This is a genomic window from Metabacillus herbersteinensis (genome assembly GCF_042433335.1).
Taxonomy (GTDB): Bacteria; Bacillota; Bacilli; order Bacillales; family Bacillaceae; genus Metabacillus; species Metabacillus herbersteinensis.
Genome location: NZ_JBHLVO010000009.1, coordinates 147,580 through 165,105 on the forward strand (window position 1 = coordinate 147,580; position 17,526 = coordinate 165,105).

Annotated in this window: 18 protein-coding genes; 4 read left to right on the top strand and 14 right to left on the bottom strand. The window is 38.8% G+C overall.

All coding sequences use genetic code 11. The annotated features are described in order from the left end of the window. Positions 1–261 precede the first annotated feature (261 nt). On the bottom strand, positions 262–405 hold the full coding sequence (locus ACFFIX_RS12915; protein ID WP_378934527.1) for a YwzD family small protein: 144 nt from the start codon (positions 403–405) through the stop codon (positions 262–264). Positions 406–926: 521 nt separating this feature from the next. Here ACFFIX_RS12915 and ACFFIX_RS12920 point away from each other — a divergent pair. Continuing rightward, a complete protein-coding gene (locus ACFFIX_RS12920; protein ID WP_378934529.1) occupies positions 927–2,558 on the top strand; it encodes an SWIM zinc finger family protein in 1,632 nt (543 codons plus the stop codon). After that, on the top strand, positions 2,551–5,310 hold the full coding sequence (locus ACFFIX_RS12925; RefSeq protein ID WP_378934531.1) for a DEAD/DEAH box helicase: 2,760 nt from the start codon (positions 2,551–2,553) through the stop codon (positions 5,308–5,310). The genes ACFFIX_RS12920 and ACFFIX_RS12925 overlap by 8 nt, the downstream gene beginning before the upstream one ends. Before the next feature lie 723 nt (positions 5,311–6,033). On the opposite strand, the gene ACFFIX_RS12930 is transcribed toward ACFFIX_RS12925, so the two are convergent. Further along, positions 6,034–6,381 (bottom strand): single-stranded DNA-binding protein, encoded by a 348-nt coding sequence (locus ACFFIX_RS12930; protein WP_378934533.1) that lies wholly within the window; start codon positions 6,379–6,381, stop codon positions 6,034–6,036. Between the two features lie 148 nt (positions 6,382–6,529). Next, positions 6,530–6,958, bottom strand: coding sequence for a hypothetical protein (locus tag ACFFIX_RS12935; RefSeq protein WP_378934535.1), 429 nt, complete (start codon positions 6,956–6,958; stop codon positions 6,530–6,532). A gap of 292 nt (positions 6,959–7,250) precedes the next feature. On the opposite strand from ACFFIX_RS12935, the gene ACFFIX_RS12940 reads away from it, so the two are divergent. Both ACFFIX_RS12940 and ACFFIX_RS12945 read left to right on the top strand, forming a co-directional pair. Then, positions 7,251–7,661: a helix-turn-helix domain-containing protein gene (locus ACFFIX_RS12940; protein WP_378934537.1), complete on the top strand. Its 411-nt coding sequence runs from the start codon at positions 7,251–7,253 to the stop codon at positions 7,659–7,661. Positions 7,662–7,755: 94 nt separating this feature from the next. Next, on the top strand, positions 7,756–8,184 hold the full coding sequence (locus ACFFIX_RS12945) for a YwpF family protein (protein WP_378934539.1): 429 nt from the start codon (positions 7,756–7,758) through the stop codon (positions 8,182–8,184). An 87-nt stretch (positions 8,185–8,271) separates the two neighbouring features. Here ACFFIX_RS12945 and ACFFIX_RS12950 read toward each other — a convergent pair whose 3' ends face one another. The 11 genes from ACFFIX_RS12950 to ACFFIX_RS13000 form a co-directional block, all read right to left on the bottom strand. Further along, positions 8,272–8,604, bottom strand: coding sequence for a hypothetical protein (locus ACFFIX_RS12950; protein WP_378934541.1), 333 nt, complete (start codon positions 8,602–8,604; stop codon positions 8,272–8,274). A 433-nt stretch (positions 8,605–9,037) separates the two neighbouring features. Then, positions 9,038–9,466 (bottom strand): 3-hydroxyacyl-ACP dehydratase FabZ, encoded by a 429-nt coding sequence (gene fabZ / locus ACFFIX_RS12955; protein ID WP_378934543.1) that lies wholly within the window; start codon positions 9,464–9,466, stop codon positions 9,038–9,040. A 74-nt stretch (positions 9,467–9,540) separates the two neighbouring features. Then, a complete protein-coding gene (locus ACFFIX_RS12960) occupies positions 9,541–9,837 on the bottom strand; it encodes a DNA-directed RNA polymerase subunit beta (RefSeq protein ID WP_378934545.1) in 297 nt (98 codons plus the stop codon). A 17-nt stretch (positions 9,838–9,854) separates the two neighbouring features. After that, positions 9,855–10,682: a flagellar hook-basal body protein gene (locus tag ACFFIX_RS12965; RefSeq protein ID WP_378934547.1), complete on the bottom strand. Its 828-nt coding sequence runs from the start codon at positions 10,680–10,682 to the stop codon at positions 9,855–9,857. A 16-nt stretch (positions 10,683–10,698) separates the two neighbouring features. After that, the gene (locus ACFFIX_RS12970) at positions 10,699–11,532 is read right to left on the bottom strand and encodes a flagellar hook-basal body protein (RefSeq protein WP_378934567.1); all 834 of its coding nucleotides are present in this window, start codon (positions 11,530–11,532) and stop codon (positions 10,699–10,701) included. 391 nt (positions 11,533–11,923) lie between these two features. Further along, positions 11,924–12,925, bottom strand: a complete 1,002-nt coding sequence (locus tag ACFFIX_RS12975) for a rod shape-determining protein (RefSeq protein WP_378934549.1) — start codon at positions 12,923–12,925, stop codon at positions 11,924–11,926. Positions 12,926–13,088: 163 nt separating this feature from the next. After that, the gene (spoIIID, locus tag ACFFIX_RS12980) at positions 13,089–13,364 is read right to left on the bottom strand and encodes a sporulation transcriptional regulator SpoIIID (RefSeq protein WP_378934551.1); all 276 of its coding nucleotides are present in this window, start codon (positions 13,362–13,364) and stop codon (positions 13,089–13,091) included. A gap of 332 nt (positions 13,365–13,696) precedes the next feature. Beyond that, positions 13,697–14,509: a bifunctional DNA-formamidopyrimidine glycosylase/DNA-(apurinic or apyrimidinic site) lyase gene (mutM, locus tag ACFFIX_RS12985; protein ID WP_378934553.1), complete on the bottom strand. Its 813-nt coding sequence runs from the start codon at positions 14,507–14,509 to the stop codon at positions 13,697–13,699. 412 nt (positions 14,510–14,921) lie between these two features. After that, the gene (locus ACFFIX_RS12990) at positions 14,922–16,574 is read right to left on the bottom strand and encodes a sodium:solute symporter family protein (RefSeq protein WP_378934555.1); all 1,653 of its coding nucleotides are present in this window, start codon (positions 16,572–16,574) and stop codon (positions 14,922–14,924) included. A gap of 105 nt (positions 16,575–16,679) precedes the next feature. Beyond that, positions 16,680–16,982, bottom strand: coding sequence for a DUF4212 domain-containing protein (locus ACFFIX_RS12995; RefSeq protein ID WP_378934557.1), 303 nt, complete (start codon positions 16,980–16,982; stop codon positions 16,680–16,682). 41 nt (positions 16,983–17,023) lie between these two features. Further along, positions 17,024–17,206 carry a hypothetical protein gene (locus ACFFIX_RS13000; protein WP_378934559.1) on the bottom strand — a complete coding sequence of 61 codons (183 nt, stop codon included), beginning with the start codon at positions 17,204–17,206 and terminating at the stop codon, positions 17,024–17,026. Positions 17,207–17,526: the final 320 nt, after the last annotated feature.

A 17,526-nucleotide genomic window follows, 5' to 3' on the forward strand; every position in this document is an offset into this window, starting at 1 on the left:
CCCCCACAAGTGGAGAAAGACCCCCTTTATATTGCTTCATATGTCGTCATCTACTCTCCCTCCCTTCAAGGAAAGTCACTAACCGCCCACCCGCTTATGTAGTTGCCTTCTTATTTTTATCACGTCCAATTGCTAGATAAAGCAGAACTTTTGATCTAGCTTGGGTTTACCTTCACGGCTCCGGACTCGCACCCTATAGATTGCACCCATGAAGACCGCACAGTAAAAAGGACGAACACCACAGGTGTCCGCCCTTTTTAGTTAAGTAACATATACTTTTCTAATTTGAAGGATAATCTCTTCTAGCATTTCTTTCGTTGTCATGTCATTTGTATGCTCGCCTTTGTTATACGCATGCAACAAAATTTGCAGAAATTCCTCTTGTTTAAGGTGGGATTCTTTCACTCTACAAATTTCCTCTCTTTTTTTAATAGTCTTATATAAACTTGATTATTTTTACAGTTTTAGACAATATGAGACAATTATACTAGTAGTTTGCTAGCTTGGCAAGATGGATAATGTAGGTATTTGATGAAATTACTGTTTCATTATAAACATTCGACACATTTCTATTTTTTTGTCCTCAACTTTCTCTAACTTGAAACCTTTTTGATCTGCGTCTGTTGCGGTATAATAAAGGAATTGAGTAATTTCAAAAAGCGCAAGCGCCTCGGTCAGCCTTAGGCATAGCATAAGACGATTCTAAATAGAAGGCGTTCTTTGCCTTCAATTTAGAATTGACTTATGAGCTCGAGGCAGTCAAAAACGCGACGCCCTCTGCGTCGAAGCTAGGCGCTGGCAGTCAAAGATGCGACGTCCTGTCGCATTGACTGCACTAGCACGTCCTGTGCGTCGAAGCTGGATTCAGAAAACGCATACTAAGTCTAGATTATATAAATTCTTGTACAAGAAAGGAGCGAGAACGAATGCTTAGTCAGGAACTTGGAAAAGAACGCGTGCTTGGTGCTGCTGAGCAAATTAAACATTTGCTTTCTAAAGATGATGAGCACGATCGGACTTTGATGAAAAAAGGGCTTATCTTATACCGCCAAGGTAGCATCTTTATGATTAAAACAACAAGTGATTCTGTTTCAGCGCGAGTACAGGATGTCACATCTGTTGAAGTAAAGCTTGATCTTGATGATTTTACGATGAGTACTTGCACTTGTCCATCTGATTCTATATGCAGACATATCCTTGCTACTTTCCTTTATGTATATGCAACTGTAGACCGCGTGGGTACATTTGTTGACAGATGGAAGGATGACAAAAAGCAGCCGGATATTCTCGCTCATGTCCGCAAAGCTAGCTCCTTACTAAGACCTGAACCAGAATTCAATAATAAATCGTTACAAAGCTGGCTCAACTTTTTTGACGAAGAATATGAATTATGGCGAGAGCAAATCTCCTCTCCTAATAATCTCGTCCAAAGCCTTTATCACCACTATTATATGAAGCTTAAGAAAAAGGCTCCAACATCTCCAGAGATGAAGCAGTTTTATAATACCCAAGCTGCAACAACTGTTTTTATAAAAATGCTACAGCTTATTAATGAGACGAAGCCTAGCGACTATATGTTACAACATGTTTACTATCCATTTATTGATCAACTGATAGATGCAGTCTCGATGGCGATTCGGGAAATGAAACGGTACGCGCTTCCGTTCGCTCTTGATCCTCTTTTAGACGAAAGTGTTGAGCGTTTTCGAGAGCTATTGACGTGCAGTACTCATTATCAATATGAGCGCTTAACATTATACCGTTTGCTTTGGACTGAATTGCTGCGAAGAGATAAGTTCATTCTGAGGGAACGTGAATGGCTTGAGGAGCAACAGGCTGATGAACTGGATCGTGATTTACCTAAGACGGTAGAATATGAAACAGCACTGATGCATATGGACTTTTTACAATCTCGAGATGATGATGTTTTCAAACGTCTTTCAGCACTCCCAGCCACTGCTTATCCTTTTATGTTTGAGTGGGTTGAGGACATTGTAAAAAAGAAAAACTACCAGCGCTTATCCAGGTGGGTTACTCATTTAATCGATAGTGCACCTGATTACTTACAAAGCCCAGTCTCTTTTAATGAAAAAAGAAGTTCAATTCGTTATTTAATAAACCTATTAAAAGAAAATACAGACTTTACCAAGAAAGATGCAGTATTTGAAGAGCTTTGCGCTGCCTTGTTACCTTATAGTTATTCGGAATATGATGACTACTTACTTACAAAACAACAGTACCGGAAATGGGTCGAGTTACAAACCTTGTTAGGCTTTTCTATTTTCGAACTAGATCGCTTTGTTTTAAAAGAAGCGGAAAAAGCAGAACCTGGATCTCTCCTTCCCCTCTATCATCAAGCCGTTGAAACAGAAATAAGCATGCGGACACGAGAAAATTACAAAGTCGCAGTGCGCTACTTAAAAAGATTAAAGGCAATCTACAAGAAGTTAAAAAATGAACCGGCCTGGGAAAATTATTTACACCATTTAACTGAAGAACACAGAAGACTCCGTGCCTTCCGAGAGGAATTAAAGAAAGGAAAATTGATTCATGCTTAATACAATGAACCTCACCGTCCATGCTGAGCAAGTCGAAGAGTATCACTTTTACATTTATTGTACAACTAAACATTCAGATGAGGCTCTTGAAGTGGATGAATTCAAACGCTATCTTTTTACGTGGCATGAGTCCTCTTTTTTCGGTACCTCTCTGGAAGATGTTAGTTTCACAGGTATGCCATCTGTTCTTTTAAGCCCATGGATGATGGTTGAGTTATTTGGAAAAAGCACTTTTAATTCACTCGCGACTATCTCTTATGACGAAGATACTGAAAAATTTGTTCAAGATGCGAGAATTTTATACGAACTCATATCAGAGGCGCAGTATGTACCTGATTTTGTGGCCTGGAAAAATGGATTTATGGGGTGGCGAGAAGAGGCTAATGATCTAGAAGGTTATTTAGCTGAATGGTTCTCGGCTGCTGTCACAGATCTTATTGAAAAAGATAAAATTGTTAATGATGCTTGGTTAGAGGTTGTGGAACGCTACCCAGTTCTCCGAACGTTTCAAGGTCATTTCCTAGATGAACAAGATTTCCTTGAAAAAATCGGTTGGCAACTTGATGTGACACCTTTTTCAATTGGACTTCGTTTAAACGAGCCTGACTTTGACGGGGATGATTGGAAGCTAGAACTGCTTCTGCGCAACAAAGAAGATGAAGAAGAATATCTAGTCTATCAGGGAGAAAAAGATCTCCCGAAAAAGTGGAAGCCCTATCATCATAAAATTCTTCGTGAACAAGAGCGATTTTCGGAAGTGGTTCCTTGGCTTTCGTTTCAGAGTGGGACAACGCTTATTTCAGAGGACGAGGCTTGGCTTTTTCTAACTGATGCAAGCGAAACACTTGTTAATATGGGCATTGAAATCCTTTTACCATCCTGGTGGCAGGTTGTTAGAGAATCGCAGCTGATGTTAAAAGCGAAGGTCTCTTCCACGCCTCGAGGTCAGTCCTTTGTCGGCATGAATTCATTAATCGATTTCAACTGGCGATTTGCGACAAATGGCATTGAAATGAGTGAAGACGAATTTTTAGAACTTGTTTCTAAACAAAGACGTCTTGTAAACTTCCGAGGACAATGGATCAAACTTGACCCTGCCTTCATAAAACAGGTTCAAACGATCTTGAAAAAAGCAGAACGGGATGGATTACATATTTCAGATGTTCTTCAGCAGGAGTTAAACACGCGTGATGATGAGTCTGGCAATGAACTGGATGCAAGGGCATTTGCCAATATTCATATTGAATTGAATCAACAAATGAAAGCGATGCTGAAAAAATTAACCGAAACAACGGAGTTACCAACGCATGATATCCCAACGGAATTCCTTGGAGAGCTCCGTCCTTATCAACAAAACGGGGTAGACTGGCTCTTATTTTTGCGAAGTGTTCATTTCGGAGCCTGTCTTGCGGATGATATGGGACTCGGAAAAACAATTCAAATGATTGCGTATTTCACATATATATTGGAGCATGAAAAACCTGAGCAGCCTGCACTTATCATTGCACCGACCTCAGTGCTCGGAAATTGGCAGAAGGAATTTGAAAAATTTGCTCCCCATTTGCGTGTTGGCCTACACTATGGCCCTAATCGTGCAAAAGGAGAAAAGTTTGAGGGATCAGTTTCAGACGTGGATGTCGTGCTTACATCCTATGGTCTTTCTCACGCTGATTTTGAAGAACTGTCTTCTATTACTTGGAGTACGGTTTGTTTAGATGAAGCACAAAACATTAAAAATGCTCAAACAAAACAATCTCGAGCGATCCGTAAGTTAACTGGATTACATCATATTGCACTATCCGGAACACCAATGGAAAATCGCTTAACCGAATTGTGGTCGATTTATGATTTTCTCAATCGGGGTTATTTGGGAAGCTTGCACAACTTTCATAAGCGCTTTGTTTTACCGATTGAAAAAGAACGAGACACTGATAAAATCGAGCAGCTTCAGCGTTTGATTAAGCCTTTCTTATTAAGAAGAACGAAACGAGATGAACAGGTTGCATTAAATCTACCTGACAAACAGGAGCAAAAAGAGTATGTTCCACTTTCAATTGAGCAAGCTTCACTTTACGAACAGCTCGTTAAGGATACGTTTGAGCAAGTCGTTGCGCTCGCTGGGATGCAACGGAAAGCACTTATTCTTAAAATGGTCGGAAAGCTAAAACAAATTTGCAATCATCCCGCTCTTTATTTAAAGGAAAATGACCCTAAAAATGTAATCACTCGTTCACTTAAAATTGAGAAGCTACTAGAACTCACCACGCATATTCGCGAACAAAAAGAAAGCTGTCTTATTTTCACGCAATACATCGGAATGGGCGAGATGATAAAAAGTTTACTTGAGAAAGAGTTCGGCGAGAAGGTGTTGTTCCTAAACGGAAGTGTTTCTAAAAATGAGCGCGATCGAATGGTTGACTCATTTCAAGATCACGAGTACCCGTTTCTGATTTTATCCTTAAAAGCTGGTGGAACTGGGCTCAACTTAACCGCAGCAAACCACGTTATCCATTATGATCGTTGGTGGAATCCAGCTGTAGAAAACCAAGCCACAGATCGAGCGTATCGAATTGGACAGCAACGATTTGTTCACGTCCACAAAATGATCTCAGTTGGCACGATCGAAGAGAAAATTGATGAAATGCTAGAAAAAAAGCAAACATTAAATGAGGAAATTATCAAAAGTGAAAATTGGATTACAGAATTGTCATCCGATGAACTAGAGGAACTCTTCACTTTATCGATCGGCTAGGAGGTATAAGAATTGGCTAAATCGAATCAACAGAAGAAAAATGCCAAAGTAAACGAAATCGAAAAACAAGCCCCACAATGGGAAAAGCTTGTTGAACTAATGAAAAGAAAGGCCTCGAGGTAGAGCGACAGCGTTAAAAGCTGAGCGGTTCTCTTTTTGTGGACACTAGCATCAATCTCGGTAAGTAACTGCATAAAAGCTGCGGGGTCGTGGCTTTTTTCATTTGTTATTATAGGTTTTTTGGGTGAATTTACTAGAATAAGAACTCAATTTTCTGTTCTTTGCCCTAGCCCATAAACTTTACGGTCAATCTCATTTACTTTCTCCTGTAAATAATCGTGATTAAATTGTATATCTCTTAGACGGTTATGAATAAAATTTTGAGTCTCCTTATTCGCCTGAAGCACTTGTTTTTCTTTGTTTTTCTTATGAAATATGCTTTTAAAAGACTATGTATGGAAGTAATTTCATTTTCTAATAGGTCCATCCTTGCTTCAATTCGTTTGAAACGAGATTCTAGTTTTACTTGACCTAATTCTATTGTTTGTATGGATTTTTTTAATCTATGGGTACTATTTTCATTTTCGATTATCTTTACCTCCTTAGAAAAGAGACTTTTAAAAAACTCCAGCCGAAAGGGTTCCGACTGGAAAAATGAGGGCGTATGGGGAAACCATTGATTCTTTTTCATACAAATTCCACGGGGTACTGCATTTCTTAAATTTAAGCTTCTTGTTCAACTAGCTCGCGAGGTTTGCCGCCCATGAACCTGACGGAGTCTGCAATTACTTCTGTTACAAACACTCTGTTTCCTTCAGAGTTTTCATAGTTACGTGTTTGAATTCTTCCTGTTACGCCAACGACGGATCCTTTGCGACAATAATTCGCAGTGTTTTCAGCTGTTCGCCTCCACACTGTACAATTCACAAAATCTGTGTCAATTTCACCTGTTGAGTTCTTAAATTGTCTACTAACAGCTAGGGTAATATTTGCGACTGGATTTCCATCTGCCGTGTACCGTATTTCAGGATTTTTTGTCAGCCTTCCCACAAGCGTTACTTGATTTATCACTCTATTCCTCCTTCCTTTTGGTTTACAGGCTTATTGTAGATTGTTTTTGTGAATTGGTAAAACCAAGGAAAATGAATTATGGACGACTTTTTTCATTGAAAACTTAATTTCTTCTAAACAGTTTTTACTTTTTCGATTAGAAATTCTGTTAAGTTTGTAAATCTCTTAATTTTCGAGAAGAATTTACAAGATATGAAAAGTGATGATTGCTCGAGAAGCTTATGCTTTGAAGTATGACCTGAAAGGATTGTGATTGGACAATTTCAGGATCTAGAGGTGCTTCTATGTAGTGGAGAGATTCTTCGTCATAACTGAAAAACTGAAGTGATAAGCTGCGATCCATTAAGTTAAATTGAATTCTTACCATATCTAGTTTATCAATTGTTTCGTATAGGACGTCTACTGTTGAATTCTTTGGGACTCGAAAGTGATGAAAGTTTGATGTGCCTGCTTTTTGTTCACCCACTCTTAGGATTACTGACTCTTCAGGTTTACTCCATTCTCTTCCCTCTCTGATATAAAGCTGGTTAGTTTGACGCTTAATGTAAAGATTCTTTAACTTAAATTCATTCATCATTCATCACTCATCCTCATTTCCTATATTTTACTTTATTAGTATATTTAAAAGTGAACTATTTCAAAAATTGTCTTTATATGGTTTGAGTCGATTTTTGGCGAAATTACGTGAAATACGTAATATATCTCCTCCATTCAGCTTATTTTCCCCATATAGTCTGAATAGGTCTAATTCTCTACTTTTGTCCATAATTTGAACATAACGAGAATTGTTCTCTATTTGAACATCCCTTACTTCTCATGTCCGATACGATAGCAGTAAGTATCTAGGAAAGGGACTAATTGGTGGTTCTATGAGAGAATTAGAAATTTTCAAGATGAATATCAAGTTCTACCGTGAGCGGAATGGATGGTCACAAGAACAACTTGCTGAAAGACTTACTGTTTCTAGGCCTGTTATCACACGTTTGGAATCTGGTGAGCAGGAACCAGACCTTACTTATTTAATTTCATTGAGTAATGAATTTAATGTAAGTATTGATCATTTGTTAGGTAGAGACAAGGTCACTAGTGATCTTTTATATGAAGTCTATGGAAAATATGACACCGAATCCAATTTGTCTCAAATCATTGACTACCTCGTTAAACAGCCAAAAATTCTCGTTAGTTTTGATAAGCTCTTAGAGGTGAAATCTAAGAATCGAAAGCATATAGAAGATATGATTGTTTCTGTTATCGATAGTTCGACAAAGTTAACAGAATAACCGACCTCACAAAGACTTATGGTTAACCTCCTTTTAGATAACTTGTGTTATACTGTAAAAAAATAAAGACAAGTTAAAGCGAGGGTGCCTGAGGATGAAAACTTTCAAACTTGTAGGGTTAAAGGTCGAACAGAATGAAGATAATGTTAATCGGGTAAAGGAAATTGTTTTAGAAGATGGATTGATTATTAATAAAGAGGATGGAGAAAATCATTGGCTTATCGAGGCATTGGTTTCTAAGGACTATGCTACTTTTTTTGAAGAGCTGGCTAATCTGAAGTCTGATTTACGTATTTTTGTAACAATATCCAAGAAAAGTAATACCCCAGCACAAATTAATGCAAAAATAAAATCTCTCACTATACTTAAAGAGCATATGTCAATACTTCTAGAAGGTCGATTGCAAACAAAAAAACTAAAGCATAACCCTGAGAAATTGCTTTCTGACTTAATGACTCAAGGCTTATCTGGTGATTCACTACTACAAGCATTTCGACAAAATGTTAATGAGAAAAAAGGCTAAATTATTCAGGAAATAGTTATTTCCCAGGTGATTTTATATCAGTAAAGTAGTAGAAGGGACCGACAATTGTCGGCCCCTTCTATTATGTTATTCTTTCTTTTCATCCTCGTTTATATTACCTTCATCCATACCTTCATCCATACCTTCTTCTACTTCGTTCATGCCTTCTTCCATTTCATCTCCGGCTTCATCCATGCCTTCTTCCATATCTTGTTCCATACCATCTTCCATGTTTTCCTCAGTACCATTACCAGTGTCACCATTTTCTTCTGCTGGTGGTACTTCCTCCATGTTATCCTCTGGTGGTACTTCCTCCATGTTATCCTCTGGCGGTGCTGGATCCTGATCATCTGCACAACCTGTAACAATCATTGCAGCTAAAAGTGAACCTGAAAGTGTTAATAACCATTTTTTGTTCATTTTTTTGCTCCTTTCTACATTGACCTCGTAGTTTTTAATTGGTCTTTGGTTATCTTGCCCAAAATTTCACTAGCGATACATCTTTTTTTATGAATTAATACTGTTACGCTTTTTATATACCACCCTATCTACTGCCTAAACATGTCGATTACAAAAAGAGACGAAGGTCCCAGAAAAGGGATCTTCGTCTCTATTGAACATTTATTACATGCACCAGAAATTATCTAATTTTAGACTTAGTATGCGTTTCTGAATCCAGCTCCAGCGCCTAGCCCCGACACACAGACGTGCTAGTGCAGTTACAGCGACAGGACGTCGCGGGTGTAACTGCCTCGAGGTCATAAGTCAATTCTAAATTGAAGGCAAAGAACGCCTTCTATTTAGAATCGTCTTATGCTATGCCTAAGGCTGAACAAGGCGCTTTGCGCTTTTTTTATTTTTCCCCAAGAGCAAACATGATTTCAGTTTCACATACAAGCTCTCCATTAACTGTTGCTATAGCCTTTCCTTTTCCTACTGGACCTTTTAAGCGAATAATTTCAACTTCAAGTCGAAGTTGATCGCCAGGTGTTACTTGTTTTTTAAAGCGACAGTTATCAATCCCTGCAAAAAATGCTAAGCGCCCTTTGTTTTCTTCTTTACTTAGCATTGCAACCGCTCCAACCTGCGCGAGGGCCTCGACGATTAATACACCAGGCATCACAGGGTAGTCAGGAAAATGACCGTTAAAAAACTCTTCATTAGCTGTTACGTTTTTCAATCCAATGGCACGCTTACCTTCTTCGATTTCTAGGATTTGATCAACTAGTAGGAATGGATAACGGTGTGGAATAATCTCTTTAATTTGTTGGATGTTTAACATTGATAAAACTCCTTACTATTTTTTATGTGTATGACAAAAGGAAGGTCTCCACCTTCCTCAATGTAAAAAGTATATTATTCTTCCTTTTCCTTTTCAACTAAATCGACGATATGTTGCCAGGTTGATTTGTTTAGTGCATCTCTAGGTTCTCCTTCACCGATTACACCATAACCGATAATTAGCCCGAGTACTGCGCTTAGTATCATAAAAAGAAGGACAAGAATGAGTCGAAGCCATATTGGAAGGAGTCGAATGCGGATTTTCCCTCTTCCTTTGGTATCAGTTGATCGGTCTTTGGCCTTGTGTTCCTTTTTAGACTTTTTTATTTCTTCCCGTGTGGTCAACTTTTTCGTCATTTCTTTAGCAGCCAATGGTCTAAACTCCTTTGTTACGATCTTACGCCATTTATTAACCCTAACATTTGATCACCCATTGTGATCGATTTAGCATTCATCTGGTAAGAACGTTGTGAGATCATTAAATCTGTCATTTCTTTTGATAAATCTACGTTCGACATTTCTAATGTTCCTTGTTGTATCCCAACTTGATTCTTTAGATCTCCATCTAACAATGTTAACACATCATTGATATTTCCATTTTCACTTAACCCATATAAATTGCTACCGGTTTGAGTTAGCATTTGTGGACGATTTGCTTGAACGATACCAAGGTCGAAAATTTGCGGAAGGTCACCGCTGTTTTTGGCTACTGCCGTTAGTGTTCCCTCTTTTGAGATAACAAGCTCTTTGAAGCTATCATCAAGTACGATTGAGTTCTGGTTTTCATCGAGTACTTGATGGCCTTCAGCAGTGACAAGAGTTAATGAATTAGATCCATCTGTAGAAGGTGAAAGATACAAAGCACCGTCCCTCGTGTAGCGAATTTCCCCATCCACATTTACTTGTAAAAATTGACCTAGATTTGTAAGTGCTACATCTAACTGTCGGCCTGTTTGCTTCAAGCTTCCTTGTGTAAATACCAATTTTTGAGCCAGTCTTGCTCCAGTTCCTTGGCGAATTCCAAAGTCAGTTAAGCGGCCAATTTCCTTATTTTCGTTAGGCTGATTATTAAATTGTTGTCGAATGAGCTCATTGAAGCTTGTTTCCGTTCGTTTGTATCCTTGTGTATCGATGTTGGATATATTGTGACCAATGGTATCAAGCTGCTTTTGTAGCTGATTCATCGTGTTGGTTGACGTAATCATTGAGCGTAACATTCGTTAACCCCCATTCTTATAAACGACCGATTTCGTTGGCCGCTTTTTCCATACTTCTGTCGTATGCTTGTAATACTTTTTGATTCGCTTCAAAAGCCCTGTAAGCTGTCATCATATCTGTGTATGTTCTAGAAACATCTACATTTGATCCTTCAACGAAGCCTTGGCGCAGGTTATATTGGATCTCACCGTTATTGATAGCTGAAGGTAAAACCGCTTCATTGGCAGTATGATATAAACCGTTTCCTTCTTTTACAAGGTTTCTGACATCGCCTTCAAATCGCACGTCAATCTGGCCAACATTTTCGCCGCCCACAATCACATTTCCTTCAGCTGTGATTTGATAGTCATTGCTTTGTATTGAAATCGGATTTCCTGTTGTTGAAAGAACAGTGTTTCCATTTGAAGTTAGTATTCCGTTATTATCTAATGTAAAGGTTCCGTTTCGCGTATAGCGCTGTTCTCCATTTTGCGTTTCAACAGGAAAAAGCAATACACCTTTTAAGTTTGTTTCGTTGTTGAATGGGATTATTCCCTCTACTAAGGCTACATCACTAGGTAAACTCGTTTCACGTAGATCACCTTGTGTAAATTGTGGAATTAGTTCTTGAATATACGCACCTGTATTTAGAGATCCAAGCGGTGAATTAATACCAAAGGATTGTCCATTTTTTATCGGCATTGAATCACTTTCCATTCGACTAAGTAACATCTCTGGAAATGCACGTATTGCTGATTGGTCTGATTTATAACCTGGTGTGTTTGCATTCGCTATATTATTTGAAAGCATTTCTGCTCTTTTTTGTTGTGATAACATCCCTGCTGTTGCAGTATAAAATCCTCTTAACATGGTCACACCTCGAGTGCTGTTTATTTTTTTATGACTCAAGAGGAAAGTCCTCGGTTATTTCGACAAAATTCTCTTTCTTTATTATATAGGACAATTGCTAACTTCACATTAAAAAAATTGTAAAAACTCAGGAAAATTATACTATTTGGTTTAAGAAGCCCATAAAAGGGAAAGGAGTAACGAATACTATTTTAAAAATAAAAAAGCGCAAGCGCCTTGTTCAGCCTTATGACCTCGAAGGCAGTCAAGAACGCGACGTCAATCGCGATGACTGCACTAGCACGTCCTGTGCGTCGGAGCTGGACTTGCGAAACGGAAACTGATTCCTAGAATTATATAAATTTTGATAAAATAATAAAAGGACCTGAAAATATTCAGATCCTTCTTAGATTTATACTATTCTTCTTCTTCGGAGTCGATCGATGTTGTCGAGCATGATACCAGTTCCAATTGCTACGCAGTCCATTGGAGCTTCAGCAACAAATACTGGTACTTTCAGCTCTTCGGCAAGTAATTGATCAAGGCCGTTTAATAATGCACCACCGCCAGTAAGGATTACACCGCGGTCTATTATGTCTGCAGACAGTTCTGGTGGTGTACGTTCTAATACTGATTTAGCAGCTTGAACAATTGCAGCAACCGATTCGCGAAGTGCTTGTTCAACTTCTATAGAGTTTACTGTGATTGTGCGAGGTAGTCCAGTTACCATGTCACGCCCACGAATGGCTATTTCTTCATTACGTGCGCCTGGGAATACCGTTGCTATTTTGATTTTGATATCTTCTGCTGTACGCTCACCGATCAAAAGCTTGTATTCTCGTTTAATGTAATTTAATATTTCTAGGTCAAACTTGTCCCCTGCCATTTTAATAGAAGAGGCGGTGACAATATCGCCCATTGATAACACAGCGACATCTGTTGTTCCACCGCCTATATCTACAACCATATTGCCGCTCGGTTGGAAGATATCCATGCCGGCTCCAATCGCTGCAACTTTCGGTTCTTCTTCAAGATAGATATGCTTTCCACCACTTTTTTCAGCAGCTTCTTTAATGGCTTTCTGCTCGACTGAAGTAATGTTTGTCGGACAGCAGATTAGCATGCGCGGTTTTGAAAACAAACCTTTTACATTCAACTTGTTAATGAAATGTTTTAACATCGCTTCAGTCACTTCAAAGTCAGCAATTACGCCATCCTTTAAAGGTCGAATTGCAACAATATTCCCAGGAGTACGTCCTACCATTCTTTTTGCTTCTTCACCGACCGCTAGTACTTTTCCTGTATTTTTATCTAAAGCCACGACGGAAGGCTCGTTTAACACAATACCTTTACCTTTTACGTGAATTAATACATTTGCCGTACCAAGGTCAATTCCAATATCCCTTGCAAACATTCTATCCTTATCCTCCTTGCAAATCTTCTTTACCCTGTTTTTTCTTACTTGTGCCCTAATTTCATATTGTATCATAAAATTTTAAAAATAGTATGATTTTGTAAAATTCATGGCACACTTTGTAGGATTTTGTCGATTTACATGGATGATAAGCTAATTTTTACTATTTAACGGGTTGCTCTTGAAGAATTTCATCTTTTTTATACTTAAGCTTAGTCGCTTCTCCTCCTCGTAAGTGTCGAATTGATTTATGGTAATCGAGGATTTCCTTCACTTCATTCGCAAGCTCTGGATTAATTTCAGGTAACCTTTCCGTTAAATCTTTATGGACAGTACTTTTGGAAACTCCAAATTCCTTCGCAATCACGCGAACTGTTTTCCTTGTCTCCACGATATACTTCCCAATCTTGATTGTGCGTTCCTTGATGTAATCGTGCACACCACTCGACCTCCCTAGTATGGATGTGAGAAGTGTGAAATGAGACTCGCATACCAAGACATTTCTGCAGAATTTCTCTTAGTTGATCGTATGATGCCTACATTAGTACGTTCAGAAATTACACTCACGATCCCTCACCTCATACACTCTCTTTGTTAGGTTTGTAATATTTTATTAGCTTGGATGGAGATATATGCTAATAAAGTCAAGAGGGACAAGGCTTTTATCAGATTTTTTTGAAAATACGGGGGAAAAGGTGAGTTTTTAGGAGGAATTTTTGAAAAAGGAGATCAAATCTTCCTCCTTTTTTTGAACATTTTTTTCTTACTCACTTAGTCTATTTGACAGTTTGGACAATAGAATGTTTTTCTTGAAGAAATTTCATCTTTTTTTATGGATGTTCCACAGCGGTTACAGGGCTCTCCCTCGCGGTCATAGACGTAGCAGTGGCAATTATACCCTCCTGTCTTTGTATCCCCTTTAAAAAGAGGTTCCTCCATGTATCCACCGTACCCGGTTGCCCTCTTTAGTGCAGAACCGATTGCTTCATGTAAAGCTCTTTGTTGGTGATCATTTAACTCGTTCGTTTTTTTCGTTGGTTTCAGTTGTGCGGCAAAGCAGATCTCATCTGAATAGCAATTTCCAATACCAGCAAGAAACTCTTGGTTGAGAAGGGTTGTTTTTAGCATACCTCTTCGCTTTGCTAGAATTTGTTGAAATAATTCTAGGGTGAATTTTGGCTCTAAAGGCTCCGGGCCTAGTTCGGAAAAATCCTTTTCTACTCCAGCTTTATCTAGGAGATGCAAATATCCGAGTCTCAAGCCTATAAAGTATAGATTCTGTTCTTCAAAGAATAAAATGACTTGCTTTGTTCGATCAGGCTGATCCTGTTCATTCCCTAAATACATCCAACCACCTAGCATTAAGTGAAGAACTAAGGATTTACCTGTGCTCAGCTCGAACACTAGGTGTTTTGCTCGTCTGCTTATTTTGGTTACCTGTGTATTTTCTAGCTCACGTTTAAATTGGTTCACTTCAACATTAATCGATTTTTCTCGGTTGACTTCTACTGATTTAATTGTTTTTCCAGCTAGTCGTTCTGCTAATAAAATGCGATACGTTTCCATTTCCGGCAGCTCTGGCATTACTCCACAACTCCTTTTGATTTTAATAAGAAATAGTATTCCATGCGGAGTAATGAAAATACTAAATCGGTGTAACCTCGCTTTTATTAAGTAACCAGAATTGTGATCTCTATAAACAAGTACAAAAGCGTAAGCGCCTTGTTCAGCCCCGACAAGCATAAGGCGATTCTAAATAGAAGGCGTTCTTTGCCTTCAATTTAGAATTGACTTATGACCTCGAGGGGCTAGGCGGTGGAGCTGGATGCAGAAACGTTATCCATAGTACAAGATTTTTATAATTTACTAAACAAAAAAAATGAGCATTGATATAAAATCAACTGCTCATTTTTTGTGATCTGCTTGGCTATTTTAACTATATAAATCAATTAATCTTCCCTACGAATATTAAATTCGACTCCCACATCTCCTCAATTTAGTTGTCGATCCATACCTCGCCGTCCTTGTAGTTCATTTGTTCTGGGTAACGAAGATTTATGACTTCTTCTTGTAGCTGTTGTGATGGAGCTTTGGTTGATAGTGAGACAATGATGTTGGTAATAATTGCAGCTGCTGCACCAAATACACCAGCTCCTGTGTCAATTATTCCTGCAATTGTAAAGCCACCGTATTTGGCTGCGAAAATATAAGCTAGTGTGACCGCTAAACCGACAAGCATTCCAGAAATAACGCCCGGTGTATTCGAACGTTTCCACCAGACTCCAAGTAAGAGTGCAGGGAAAAATGTTCCTGATGCAAGCGCAAATGCCCATGCTACGATTTGCGTGATCGCTCCTGGCGGGTTTAAGGCAATTAGACCCGCTAGCAACGTTGCGATGACAATTGACCACCTTGCAACAGATAGACGCTTTTTCTCTGTCGCGTTTGGTCTTAAAACACGATAGTAAATATCATGAGCAAACGAAGATGAAATAGAAATCATTAGTCCTCCAGCAGTTGATAAAGCTGCTGCCATCGCACCTGCTGCAACTAAGCCAATGACAAACATTCCTAAATTTGCGATTTCTGGTGTCGCCATAACAACAATGTCATTGGCAATGATTAATTCACTCCATTGTAGGATGCCATCGCCATTTCCATCGGCTACTTGCAGCTTCCCTGTATTTACCCATGTTTCCGTCCAAGCTGGCAGCTCTGAAATTCTCTGACCAGCCACATTTGTCATTAAGATAAAACGAGAAAATGCGGCATAAGCCGGTGCTGATAGATATAACAAACCGATGAAAAGTAGAGCCCAAGCTCCAGACCATCTCGCTGCTTTCATTGTTGAAACCGTATAAAAGCGGACAATAACATGTGGTAGTCCTGCAGTTCCAGCCATCAAGGTAAACATAAGTGCGAGAAATTGCCACTTTGTCCCGTTTGTAAACGGAGCAAAGTATTCAGAAATGCCGAGTTGACGATCTAGCTCCCCCATCTCACCAACAATTTTCCCATAAGAAAGCCATGGAGCTGGATTGCCCGTGATTTGGAGTGACATAAAAATAACCGGTACTAAGTATGCAATTATAAGGATGATATATTGAGCGACCTGTGTCCAAGTAATCCCCTTCATTCCGCCGAAAGCCGCATAAAAGGCAATTAAAACAACACCAATCATCGTTCCAATTCTTGCATCAATTTCTAAAAGTCGGCCAATAACAACACCGGAACCTGATAACTGACCAATAGAGTAGGTAAAACTTATGATAATCGTACAAATTGCCGCTATGACACGTGCGGTATGACTATTATATCTGTCTCCAATGAACTCTGGTACCGTGTAACGGCCATATTTACGGAGCTGTGGTGCTAAAAGGAAAGTTAGTAACAAATAACCACCTGTCCAGCCCATTATATATGCGAGGCCATCATAGCCTAACAGCATGATCGTTCCAGCCATTCCGATAAATGAGGCAGCACTCATCCAGTCGGCTCCAATTGCCATCCCATTAAAGATTGGCGGAACACCACGACCAGCTACGTAAAAATCAGACGTTTCCTTCGCTTTGTTGTAAACCGCAATACCTATATATAGTCCAAAAGTGGCAATGATAAAGGTTATTGATACGAGAAACTGTGCATCCAATGAAGATCCCCCTTGTTTCGACTTTTCTTGGATTTAACCTTTAAATAATAGGTGGTCCAAAAATAATCCTTGATTTACTGACCGATCTATTTAATCCCTTTTTTATTAGTGATCTAGCGTTTTCCCAGCACTAAGCTGTTCATTTTTATTTTCATCAATTCCATATTTTCGATCAATCTGATCGCTTACTTTCGCATTAATAAATAATAAAAGAATAAAGACAACGACAGCACCTTGCGCTCCCATAAAGTAATGGAATGGAAGGCCATTAATTGTAAATGTACTCAGTGGTTCTGCAAACAAAACCACTCCATATGAAACGACTAGCCAAATCACTAAATAGATGACAATATTACGTGTACGCTCTTTAAAATAGGCATCTGCTACTTGTTTATCAATTTTCTTCATTTTTTCACCCCCGAATGTTTTCCGTGAAAAATCGTCAACTCTTACGCTAAACTGAAAATAAATTTAATGGTGTCAAAAAAAGGAGCAGGAACTAGTGCAATTTGAACGATAAAATAAAGTAAAATTGAGAGAAATGGAATTAGTAGAAATTGAGCCTTTTTCTTTCTCAATGCAAAAAACAAGCTAAATCCTGTTATGGCTAGCATGATCCATAGAATAACCACTTATTACCCCCCTTTTGGCGAAAGCGTTACAATTGAATCCTCCAGTTAACCTCCTCGACCTTGTCACTAGGTCTCGATTTATTAGAAAATTCTAACAAGTATTATTATGAACGGCATGGAAAATACCGTCAACACTTGTACGCTAAAAAAATGACGACAAATTTCGCCTTTGTGGTGTGGTTAATCTAAAGTGCGCCTTAAAGCATTGGCTAAACAATAGAACAATCGAGTAGGAGGCGCGTTACCGCGCCGACCTCTCACACCACCGTACGTACCGTTCGGTATACGGCGGTTCGAAAGTTTATGAAATTACTTTTAGT